The organism is Pseudomonas sp. V88_4 (assembly GCF_029967985.1).
GTDB lineage: Bacteria > Pseudomonadota > Gammaproteobacteria > Pseudomonadales > Pseudomonadaceae > Aquipseudomonas > Aquipseudomonas glycinae.
This window is the reverse complement of sequence record NZ_JASCAF010000035.1, coordinates 37741-49483: the sequence shown is the minus strand read 5'-3', so window position 1 is coordinate 49483 and position 11743 is coordinate 37741. Positions and strand designations below refer to the sequence as shown.

6 protein-coding genes are annotated in these 11743 nt (G+C 62.0%); 2 read left to right on the top strand and 4 right to left on the bottom strand.

All coding sequences use genetic code 11. From position 1 onward, the window contains the following. Positions 1-108 precede the first annotated feature (108 nt). Positions 109-1122, top strand: coding sequence for an ABC transporter substrate-binding protein (locus QLG12_RS13570; protein ID WP_282474696.1), 1014 nt, complete (start codon positions 109-111; stop codon positions 1120-1122). Positions 1123-1288: 166 nt separating this feature from the next. On the opposite strand, the gene QLG12_RS13565 is transcribed toward QLG12_RS13570, so the two are convergent. The 4 genes from QLG12_RS13565 to QLG12_RS13550 all read right to left on the bottom strand — a co-directional run bounded on the left by QLG12_RS13565 (position 1289) and on the right by QLG12_RS13550 (position 4793). Beyond that, positions 1289-1765, bottom strand: a complete 477-nt coding sequence (locus QLG12_RS13565) for a copper chaperone PCu(A)C (RefSeq protein ID WP_197871536.1) — start codon at positions 1763-1765, stop codon at positions 1289-1291. Beyond that, the gene (locus QLG12_RS13560) at positions 1765-2370 is read right to left on the bottom strand and encodes an SCO family protein (RefSeq protein ID WP_039770777.1); all 606 of its coding nucleotides are present in this window, start codon (positions 2368-2370) and stop codon (positions 1765-1767) included. Before QLG12_RS13560 ends, QLG12_RS13565 begins: the two co-directional genes overlap by 1 nt. A 151-nt stretch (positions 2371-2521) precedes the next feature. Further along, the gene (gene adeC / locus QLG12_RS13555) at positions 2522-3940 is read right to left on the bottom strand and encodes an AdeC/AdeK/OprM family multidrug efflux complex outer membrane factor (RefSeq protein ID WP_282474695.1); all 1419 of its coding nucleotides are present in this window, start codon (positions 3938-3940) and stop codon (positions 2522-2524) included. Positions 3941-3998: 58 nt separating this feature from the next. Beyond that, positions 3999-4793 (bottom strand): LuxR C-terminal-related transcriptional regulator, encoded by a 795-nt coding sequence (locus QLG12_RS13550; protein WP_282474694.1) that lies wholly within the window; start codon positions 4791-4793, stop codon positions 3999-4001. A 491-nt stretch (positions 4794-5284) separates the two neighbouring features. Between QLG12_RS13550 and QLG12_RS13545 the strand changes: the two genes are divergently transcribed. After that, on the top strand, positions 5285-11695 hold the full coding sequence (locus QLG12_RS13545) for a non-ribosomal peptide synthetase (protein WP_282474693.1): 6411 nt from the start codon (positions 5285-5287) through the stop codon (positions 11693-11695). The last annotated feature ends 48 nt before the right edge of the window (positions 11696-11743 follow it).

The following is an 11743-nucleotide window of genomic DNA, read 5'->3' as shown; positions in this document are numbered from 1 at the left end:
GCAGACGTTGAGGTGATATCAATATGCGATAACGGTATTTAAATTCCGTTTTTTATAGCGATAGAGTCCGGCATCACAGATTTCCCTGTAAATCACTGCGAGGTTGTCATGACCCTACCGTTCAAACGTTCTGCACTGACGCTGCTGGCGGCCTCGCTGGCTGGCGCACTGCTCGGCAACACTGCGCAAGCCGAAGGCAAGATCAGCATCGCCCAGCAATTCGGCATCGGTTATCTGATTCTGGATGTGGTGCGCGATCAGCACTTGATCGAGAAACACGGCAAGGCTCAGGGTCTGGACATCAAGGTCGACTGGAACAGCATTTCCGGCGCCACCGCGATGAACGAAGCATTGCTCACCGGATCGCTGGACGTGGTCTCGGCGGGCGTGCCGCCGATGCTCACCGTATGGGATCGCACCAAGGGCAAGCAGAACGTCAAGGCCATCGCTTCGCTGGGCTCGATGCCCAACTTCCTGCTGACCAATAACCCGGACGTGAAAACCCTCAAGGACTTCAGCGACAAGGATCGCATCGCCGTGCCGGCGGCGGGCGTGGGCTTCCAGTCACGCACGCTGCAGATCGAAACGGCCAAGGAATTCGGCAATGACCACTACAAGAAATTCGACGACATCTCCGTCAGCCTGCCGCACCCGGATGCCACGGCTGCATTGATCGCCGGCGGCTCGGAAATCAACGCGCATTTCTCCAGCCCGCCGTTCCAGTACCAGGCGTTGCAGAATCCCAACGTGCATAAGGTGCTGAGTTCCTACGACGTGCTCGGCGGCCAGGCCACGTTTAACGTGCTCTACACCACGGAAAAATTCCACGACGAAAACCCGAAAACCTACAAGGCCTTCTATGACGCCTTGGCCGAGGCCGAGAAGATCATCAAGGCCGACAAACCTGCGGCGGCTCAGGCCTACATTCGGGTTGAACAGTCAAAGCTGCCGCTGGCGCTGGTGGAAAAAATCGTCACCGACCCGGAAATCGATTTCACCGTGGTGCCGCAACGCACCTTTATCTATGCAGAGAAATTGCAGGAACTGGGCGTGCTGAAGAACAAGGCGGACAGCTGGAAGGATTATTTCTTTGAAGAGGCGCATGACGGGGCGGGGAGTTGAGCAGTCGTCATTGCTGAACCATCTGCACGTCCTCTGGCCGAATGAGCGCGCATCAGGTGTGCCCGTATTCGAAAGCGACGCGCAATAACATCGAGGCCGAGGTGACGCTGGTTTGAAACAGCGCCGGCCTGCCGCATTGCGCGGGCAGGCCGGCTCGATCAGGGGATCAATGCATCTTGCTGTGATCGTGCCCTTCCATGGTCAGCGCCTTGACCGGCGCTTTCACTTCCACGGTTTCCTTTTCGCCCTTGGCGTTTTCGATAGTCAGGGTCAGCGGCACGCTGTCGCCTTCCTTCAACTGAGCGCTCAGGCCCATCAGCATCACATGGTAGCCATTCGGATCGAAGTTGACGGCTTTGCCCGCTGGCAGGTTGACCGATTTCACCGGCCCCATGCTCATCACGTCGTTCTTCATGGTCATCTCATGAATCTGCACGTCCTTGGCCGCCGGCGAAGCAACGCTGAGCAGCTTGCTGTCGCTGTCGGCGGTGACGGTCATGAACGCGCCGCTGGCTGACTGGTTTGGCACGGTCGCACGCACCCAGGCGTCGTCGACTTTGGTCTGCGCCGATACCTGGAAAGCCAGGCCCAGCAGGGACAGGCCCAGTGCGGCGCGTTTGATGTGGTTCAGAAAAGGGTTCATCAGCAGACCTCCATGACGGTAAGCAAATCTTCCGTGCACTCTTGTGCAGAAAGCGATTGAGACAGGCCCACACGCAACGTGCCCCGGGTGTCGTAGACATAACTGGTGGCGGTGTGGGAAAGGGTATAGGTGTCGCCGGCCGGGACCTTTTCGTAGAACACGTCGAATTCCTTGGCCGTGGCCTTGGTTTCTTCGAGGGTGCCGTACAGCGCGACGAAGCTTGGATCGAAAGTCTTGACGTAGGCGTCGAGGATCTCCGGCGTGTCGCGTTCCGGGTCGAGGGTGATGAACACCACTTGCAGGATGTCGCCGTCCTTGCCCATCAGCTTCTTGATTTTCGCGGCGCGGGCCAGCGTCGTCGGGCAGATCGCCGGGCACTGGGTGAAACCGAAGAAGATCATCGGCATCAGCCCGCGAAAGCTCGACAGCGTCACGGTGTTGCCTTCGGTGTCCTTGAGCTTGAAGGTGCGTCCGAGGATCTTGTCGCTCAGATCCTTGCCGTACTTGTACGACAGTTCGCCGCGGGTGTCGCAGCCGGCGAGCAGGCCGAGACCGAGCACGCCCATTCCCGCAAGCACCTTGCGGCGAGTCAACAAAGCCGTCATTTCATACCGCCCTTTGGAGCCCGCCAGTCGGCAGGACAGGCGGGCGGGTTAACCGTAAAAGCGGCGCATGATACCAAAATGATCCGGCAGGTCGGTTTTTGATCACCCGTCAATGTCGGAACGGGCGACAAAAGGTGTAAGAAAACGTGACTCAAGGTGTTGGCGGGGGCGGCTCGACCGGGCTCCAGCCGCCGCCCAGCGCAGTGTACAGATTCACTTGTGCCACCAGTTGCGCCAAGCGGTCGGTAATCAGCCCTTGCTGAGAACTGAACAACGAACGCTGGGCATCGAGGAACGTCAGGCTGCTGTCGACGCCGCTGCGATAGCGGTGCTGCGCCATGTCGTAATAATCCTGGGTCGCCTGCACCAGATCGCGTTGGGCCTGGAGCTGTTGTTCGTAGGTCTGGCGCGCTGCGAGTCCGTCGGACACTTCCTGGAATGCCGTCTGAATGGTCTTTTCGTACTCGGCGACGGTGATGTCCTTCTGCAGCTTCGCGTAATCCAGGCTCGCCCGCAGGCTGCCGGCGTTGAAAATCGGCAGGTTGATCTGCGGCTGGAACGTCCAGGCCCCGGAGCCGCCCTTGAACAGCCCGGACAGATCGCGGCTGGACGTCCCGGCATTGGCGGTCAGGCTGACACTCGGAAAAAACGCCGCCCGTGCCGCGCCGATGTTGGCATTGGCGGCGCGCAGCTTGTATTCGGCCTGGAGAATGTCCGGCCGGCGTTGCAGCAGATCCGACGGCAACCCGGCCGGCACGGTTGCCACCAGATCACTGTCCAGCGGACGCGCCGGCAGGTGCTCGGGCACCGGCGCGCCCACCAGCAACGTCAGGCTGTTCAAGTCCTGGGCGACCTGGCGCTGATAACGGGCCAGGCTCGCGCGGGTGCTGTCGACACTGGTCTGCGCCTGAATCTGATCCAGCGCCGAGGACTTGCCGGCCTCGCGGTTGCGAGTGGTCAGGTGCAGGCTGTGCTCGTCGGCGGCCAGCGTTTCCCGGGCCAGCGCCAGCAACTCCTGATCGGCGCGCCAGGTCAGGTAGGCATTAGCGACATTGGCCACCAGACTCAATTGCGCACTGCGCCGCGCCTCTTCGGTGGACAGCCAGGTCAGCAGCGCCTGCTCGCTGAGGCTGCGCACCCGGCCGAAGAAGTCCAGTTCATAGGCGCTGATGCCCAGATTCACCGAGTAGGTCGAGGCGATTGCCGCTTGGGTGCGAGTCACGCTGGACGGCAGCCGCTGACGCAGTTCGTTGGCATTGGCCGACACCGCCGGCAGCAGGTCGGCGCGCTGGATGCGGTATTGCGCCTGAAACGCCTCGACATTCAGGGCCGCTACCCGCAGATCGCGATTATTGACCAGCGCGCTTTCGATCAGTTGCTGCAACGCCGGGTCATTGAACAGCGCGCGCCAGTCCTCGAGGCGCACAGTGGCCGGGGATTGCGCGGCATACGCCGGACCTTGCGGATACTGCGCAGCGCTCGGCGATGCCGGTCGCTGGTAATCGGGAATCAACGAACAGCCGCCCAGCAGCAGCGCGGCGCACAGCAGGGAAATCGACAACCTGGACATCAAACAGCCTCGTTCATGAAAGAGCGGACGCCGGGCGCCCGAAATGAGAAACGCCGGATCAGGCCCCGGCCATCCATTTCGCCAGACCGTGTCGCCCGCTGACCCCAAGCTTGGCGGCCGCGCGTTTGAGGTAGGTCTCGATCGAGCTGTTCTTGACCCGCAACTTTTCCGCCATCTGCGGCACGGTGCCGCCGGTCAGCAGGCCCAGGCAGACCTCTTTCTCGCGCACCGACAAGGTGATGTCGCCCAGCGCCAGACGCTCGTCGAACACCTGTTGCAACGGCGTCTGGGGTTGATCGGCTTGTGGCGCGCGGGGTTGGCGGGCGATGGCTTGGCGACTGATGTGCGCGTGACGCTCGATCAATGGCAACAAGGTGTCGGACAGACGCTTGAGGAACGATAGCTCCGGCAGGGAAAACACCCGATGCGTGCGGGGGCGGTAGAACGAGATGACGCATCGGCGGTTGGACGCGCGCGATACCAGGTTGCATTGGTGGACGCTGTGGTGCGGGTGTCGATGCTGGAGCGAGGCTTTCAGTTGAATCAACAGCGAGTCGTTCATTTCGATCATCTGTTGCAACAGCGGGTGGTCATCCGGGTGCTGCAACGGATCCGGGGGCGGAAAGGTGTCCGGCAAACCCGCACTGCCCAACGCCTTGATCTCGACTACGCTGGATTCCCGTTCGTCCAGGATCCACTCACTGAGATCGACGCGATTGACCGGAACGAGGTTGTCGACCAGCTGGAACATGTTCGAGGCAAAACGCTCGTTGCCGGTGCTGGCGATCAACTCCCCCAGTTGCCAGTAAAAGTGCGGATTTTCCATGTTGCGAAGACTGCCGGTCAGATTCATATCCTTGTCATCCTTGATTTAGAGCCATTGCCGAATCGTCTGCCGTGCATGCACCCGTGAAACGCCCACCCAGTCTTTTCTCCTTGAAATCGTCTGGAGCGGGATTTAAGCCTATACATTTGTCCTACGTCTGTAGAGGAAAACAGGGACACAAAGTGCCACCCTTTCCGAAAAAATGGCGTCACGTTTCTGTCAGACGAATGTGTCAGTTCACGTCGTCCGTGACTGTACGGTCTAGTACGAACCCCGGAATCCGGGGCTCGTCCCGCCGCGCTCCGAGTTTGCGAGGCGCTACCCGATAGCAAATTGTGGCGATTGTCCTACAGGATTTTCAGCCATTTCTTTCCGAACTTTTAGGGGAATCGCTGACTTCTGCGGCCTTCTTGCTTCGCAGAACTGTACAAAGTGAGGAGAGTTGTCCGGGTTTCACGTGTCACGCGGATTTGAGGGCCGATGCTTGAATACGCGCCAAATCACGTGAGATGGATCTTATGAACCAATTTGCTGCCGATGCGGCGGACGGTCTGTCCGCGACTTCCGAGGCGTTTCCGCTGACCACTGCCCAGCGCGACATCTGGCTCGACCAACTGCGTCAGGGGAGTTCGCCGATGTACAACATCGGCGGCTATGTCGAACTGACCGGCCCGCTGGATCCGGCGCTGATGCAGGCGGCGCTTGAAGGTCTCGTGGCCCGGCATGACGCCATGCGCACGATTCTGTTGCCGGGGGCCGGTGAGCATGGGCTGCCGTTGCAGTGTTTTGCCCCGGCCATGCCGGTGCCGATGCCGGTCCACGATTTGCGCCGCCATCCTGATCCACACGTCGATGCGCGTCAGCTGAGTCAGCAATGCATTGAGCAGCCGTTCATGCTGGACGGCGGGCCGTTGTACCGGTTTTGCCTGATCTGGCTCGATGACGACTGTCACTGGCTCTCACTCCAGGCCCATCACCTGATCGTCGATGGCTGGGGGTTCGGCGAGATGCTCAAATCCCTCGACGAGATTTATAACGCGCTGGCGCTCGGACAGCAGCCGCCCGATTCGGCGCCGTCCTATGTCGATTTCATCCATGACGATGCGCGGTATTTTCAGTCCCCCCGTTACGCCAGCGACCGTACGTATTGGCTGGACAAATACCAGCACCGGCCCGAGCCGTTATTGTTGCCGCGTTATCAGGAGCGCTTTGCCGACGCTGCCGCACCGACGCGGATTTTCTCGCAGGTATTTCCGGCACGCCTGCACGAACGCATGAAACAGGTGGCCCGGGAGTACGGCGCCTCGGCGTTTCATGTGCTGCTGGCAGCGATCCATGTGTATTTCAGCCGCAACGCCCAGCGTGATGAATGGGTGGTGGGGGTGCCGCTGCTCAACCGCTCCGGCGCCCGGTTCAAATCGACCCTGGGGCTGTTCACCCAGGTCAGCGCGGTGCGCATGGGGTTTGGTCGCGAGTTGTCATTCAAGACGCTGGTCAAGGCGATTCACGACGAATTGAAAAAAGACTTCCGCCACCAGCGTTTTCCCTTGAGCGAGATGAACCGCGCCCTCGGCTTGCTGCGCGAGGATCGCTCGCAGCTGTTCGAAGTGACCGTGTCCTATGAGCGCGACGCCCATGAATATCGCTATGGCGAAGCACAGGGGCGAGTGGTCAAAGTGTCAAACCACGAAGAGGGTACGCCGCTGTCCGTGCACTTGCGCAGCAGCCGGGGCGACGACGAGGACAGTCTGTATATGGTGTACAGCGAGGCCTATTTTGGCGGCGATGAAATCGCGGCGCTGAGCGGGCGCTTACTGTGGGTGCTGGAGCAGGGGCTTGAAGAACCCGCGCTGGCAGTGGGCGATTTCAACCTGAGCCTGCCGGCTGAAACGGCGTTGCTGCAGCAATGGAATGACACACGCGCGGAATATCCTCAAGACCTGACCATTCACCAGCGCATCGAAGCGCAAGCGGCGACGCGGCCGGATGCGGTGGCGGCAGAGTTCCAGTGCTTGCGGCTGACCTATGCCGAGTTGAATCGAAAAGCCAACGCCCTGGCCCATCATTTGATCGGGCTCGGTGTACGACCCGACGACCGCGTGGCGCTGGTCGCACGGCGAGGGCTGGACACACTGGTCGCGCTGCTGGCGATCCTCAAGTCCGGCGCCGGTTATGTGCCGGTCGATCCGGCCCACCCTGCGGAACGGGTGAGCTATTTATTGCGCGACGGCGCTCCGGTCGTGGTCCTGACCCAGCGCGATTTGCGCGAACGCTTGCCGGTACTGGACGTACCGGTAATCGAAATCGATCCACGCGGCTGGCCGATCAACGATCTCAACCCTGACGTTACGGGCCTGACCACGGCAAATCTGGCTTACGTGATCTACACCTCCGGTTCCACCGGCCAGCCCAAAGGCGTGATGGTCGAACATCACACGTTATCGAATCTGGTGGACTGGCATTGCACGGCTTTCGATCTGTGCGCCGGTCGCCACACGTCTAGCCTCGCCGGCTTCGGCTTCGACGCCATGGCCTGGGAGGTCTGGCCGGCGTTGTGTACCGGGGCGACTTTGCACCTGGCGCCGTCCCGTGACGGCGGCGAAGACATCGAGGCGCTGCTCGACTGGTGGCGTGCGCAACCGCTGGACGTGAGTTTCCTGCCGACCCCGATTGCCGAGTACGCCTTCAGCCGCCACCTCGAACACCCGACCCTGCGCACACTGCTGATCGGCGGCGATCGTCTGCGTCGGTTCAATCGCGAGCAGACGTTCGCGGTGATCAACAATTACGGTCCGACTGAAGCGACGGTGGTCGCTACCTCGGGCCGAATCGAACCGGGACGGACGCTGCACATCGGCAAACCCGTGAGCAATGCCACGGCCTATCTGCTGGATGACCGACAGCGCCCGGTGCCGATTGGCGTTCCCGGCGAGTTGTACGTCGGTGGTGCCGGCGTAGCGCGGGGTTACTTCAACCGCCCTGAGCTGACCGCCGAACGCTTTCTCGACGATCCATTCAGCGCTGTGCCCAATGCGCGGATGTACCGCACCGGCGACCTCGCACGCTGGCGTCCGGACGGCACCCTCGAGTACCTGGGGCGCAACGACGATCAGGTGAAAATCCGTGGCGTGCGCATCGAGCCCGGCGAAATCGAAGCGGCGTTGAGCAGCCATGAATCGGTGCGCGATGCGGTGGTGCAGGTACGCGACGGGCATTTGCTGGCGTGGTTCACCGAACGCCAGCCGCTGGATATCACGCAGCTGCATGCTCACCTCAAGACCCGTCTGCCCAGCGCGATGCTGCCATCGGCTTACGTGCGTTTGACGGCGCTGCCGCTGACGGCCAACGGCAAACTGGATCGCCAGGCGTTGCCGGCGCCGGGGCCGGAGGCGTTGATCCGCCGCGAGTACGAAGCGCCGCAAGGCGATATCGAAATCCTCATGGCGCAGATCTGGGCCGAGGTGCTGCAAGTCGAGCGGGTAGGGCGTCACGATCACTTCTTCGAACTGGGTGGGCATTCGCTGCTGGCGGTCAACCTGATCGAACGCATGCGCCAGCTCGGCATGAGCAGCGATGTGCGCGTGCTGTTCGGCCAGCCGACTCTGGCGGCACTGGCCGCGTCGGTGGGCAGTGGCCGCGAGGTCGAAGTGCCGGCCAACCGTATTGCGCCAGGTTGCACGCAGATCACCCCGGACCTGTTGCCGTTGGTAGAACTGGATCAGGTCACCCTCGACCGGATCATCGCCACGGTGCCGGGCGGGGCGGCCAACGTGCAGGATATTTATCCGTTGGCGCCGTTGCAGGAAGGCATCCTTTACCACCACATCACCGCCGCGCAGGGCGATCCTTACCTGCTGCAGTCGCAGCTGGCGTTCGACAGCGTCGAGCGGGTCGAGGCCTATGCGGCGGCGCTGCGTCAGGTTATGGCGCGCCACGATATTCTGCGCACTGCGGTGGTCTGGGAAGGTTTGACCACTCCGGTGCAGGTAGTCTGGCGCGAGGCCGAACTGCCGGTGCAGGCAGTCACGCTGGATCCGGCCGAGGGCGATGTCCTTGCGCAACTGCATGCGCGTTTCGATGCTCGTCGCTATCGCATCGACGTCAGCCAGGCTCCGCTGATCCGGCTGATGTATGCGCGCGATCCGGCTCACGGGCGGATCGTGGCGATTCTGTTGTTCCATCACCTGGCGCTGGACCACATTGCGCTGGAAGTCTTGCGTCATGAAATGCGCGCCCACCTGCTGGGGCTCGATGAACCGCTGTCGCCAGCGGTGCCGTATCGCAACTACGTGGCGCAGATCCGACTCGGCGTCAGCGAGCAGGAACATGAAGCGTTCTTCCGCGAGATGCTTGCCGATATCGACGAGCCAACCTTGCCGTTCGGTTTGCAGGATGTGCAGGGCGACGGTCGTGGTATCGACGAAGCCGTGCGCACGCTTGCGCCTGAACTGGACCGGCGATTGCGCCTTCAGGCGCGGCAGGCCGGCGTCAGCGTGGCCAGCCTGATGCACCTGGCCTGGGCGCAGGTGCTGGCCGCGACCTCGGGGCAGCAACACGTGGTGTTCGGCACCGTGTTGATGGGGCGCATGCAAGGCGGCGCGGGCGCGGACCGGGCGCTCGGGGTGTTCATCAATACTTTGCCGTTGCGGGTGGACATGGACCGGAGCGCGCAGGAGGCGGTTCAGCTCACCCACGCCCGACTGACCGATCTGCTCGGGCACGAACATGCGTCACTGGCGCTGGCCCAGCGTTGCAGCGGCGTTGCGTCACCGGCACCGCTGTTCAGTGCGTTGCTCAACTATCGGCACAGCGACCTTGAGGCCGAGGAATCGGCATCGGACCCAGCCTGGCAAGGCATCCAGACCCTGGACAACGAAGAGCGCACCAACTACCCGATGACCTTGAGCGTCGATGATCTGGGCAACGCCTTGCAGATCACCACGCGGACCCTGATCAGCATCGGTGCCTGGCGCATCGGCGACTACGTGCAGACCGCGTTGCAGGCACTGGTCGATGCCCTTGAGCAAACCCCGCAACAGCCGCTGAATCGCTTGCCGATGCTGCCGGCAGCAGAGCGTGAGCAACTGCTGGTCGAGTTCAATGCCAGCGAAGTCGATTGCCCGATCGATCAGCCGCTTCAGGTTTTGTTTGAGCAACAAGTCCAGCGCAGGCCTGACGCCATCGCATTGCAGGCTGGCGAGCAGCAACTGACCTATCGGCAACTGAACGAACAGGCCAACCGTCTGGCGCATCATCTGTGCGAACACGGCGTGCAACCGGATTCGCGGGTGGCGATCTGTGTCGAACGCAGCCTGGATCTGGTGATCGGCTTGCTCGGCATTCTCAAGGCCGGTGGCGCGTATGTGCCGCTGGACCCTGACTATCCGCTGGAACGCCTGCATTACATGCTGCAGGACAGCGCCCCGGTGGCGGTGCTGGTGCATGACGCCACCCGCAATCTGTTGGGCGATCCGGGTGTCCCGGTCATCGATTTCGACCGTTGCACCTGGCAGGACGCGTCAATTGAAAACCTGCACATACCGGGTTTGAGCGCTGCGAACCTGGCCTACATGATCTACACCTCGGGCTCCACCGGCACGCCGAAGGGCGTGATGATCGAACATCGGGGGTTATGCAATCTGGTGCATTGGGGGTCGCAGATCAGTCCCCCGAGGACGCATGGTGCGTTGTTGCAGAAAGCACCGTTCAGTTTCGATGGCTCAGTGTGGGAGTTTTTCTGGCCGCTGACAGTCGGTATGCGACTGGTTCTGGCACGTCCCGGCGGCCATCGTGAACCGGCCTATCTGGCGCAAGCGATTGGCGAGCAGCAGATCAGCGTGGTCAAATTCGTCCCGGCGCTGTTACAACAGTTTCTTGAGTTGGACGAGGTCAGTCAGTGCACCACGCTCACTGATGTGTTTTGTGGGGGGGGCGAACTCACCGCCGCGCTGGCCCAAGCGGTGCGCAAAAAACTGCCATGGGTACGCTTGCACAATGTCTATGGTCCAACCGAAGCCACGGTCGACAGCTCCGCCTGGACGCTGGAACCGTACATGCCTATACCCGACTCCGCTCTGCCGATTGGCAGAGCCATTTGCAACACCCGGCTCTATGTGCTGGACGCCCACGACCAGCCGGTGCCATTCGGCGTCAGCGGTCACCTGCACATCGGCGGGGTCGGGGTCGCGCGGGGGTATCTGGGCCTGCCGCAGATGCAGGCCGAACGCTTCATCGAGAGCCCGTTCGTGGCCGGTGATCGCCTGTATCGCACCGGCGATCTGGTGCGCTACCGGGCGGACGGCAACCTCGAATTCCTCGGCCGCAATGACTTCCAGATCAAGCTGCGCGGCCTGCGTCTGGAACCGGGGGAGATCGAAGCACGGCTGATCGAGCATCCAGCAGTGCGTGAAGCGGTGGTGCTGGTGCGGGACGAGCGACTGGTGGCGTATTTCACCGTGCGTGAAGGCTTCGACGTGCCGCGCATCGAAACCTTGCGCGCCCACGTGCTTGATCGTTTGCCGGAGTACATGGTGCCGGGCGCTTACGTGAAGCTCGACGCATTGCCCCTGACCCCTAATGGCAAGGTCGACCGCAAAGCCTTGCCGGCACCGGGGGCGGAGGCGGTACTCAGTCGCCGCTACGAGGCGCCCGAGGGCGAAGTCGAAATCCGCCTGGCGCAGATCTGGGCCGAGGTGCTGCAACTGGAGCAGGTCGGGCGTAACGACCACTTCTTTGAGCTGGGCGGGCATTCGTTGCTGGCGGTCAGTCTGGTGGCGCGCATGCGTCAGGCCGGGCTGCACGTCGATGCGCGGACGCTGTTCAGTCAGCCGACCCTGGCCGCGCTGGCGGCGCAGACCTCGGACCAGGCAAAGCAGCTGGAAGTCCCGCAAACCACCATACCAACGCTCAGCCGCAAACGCCGGCTCTGAGCCGACACCGGTGCCGATTCGCGGTTCCCGCGAATCGACGCCATGACT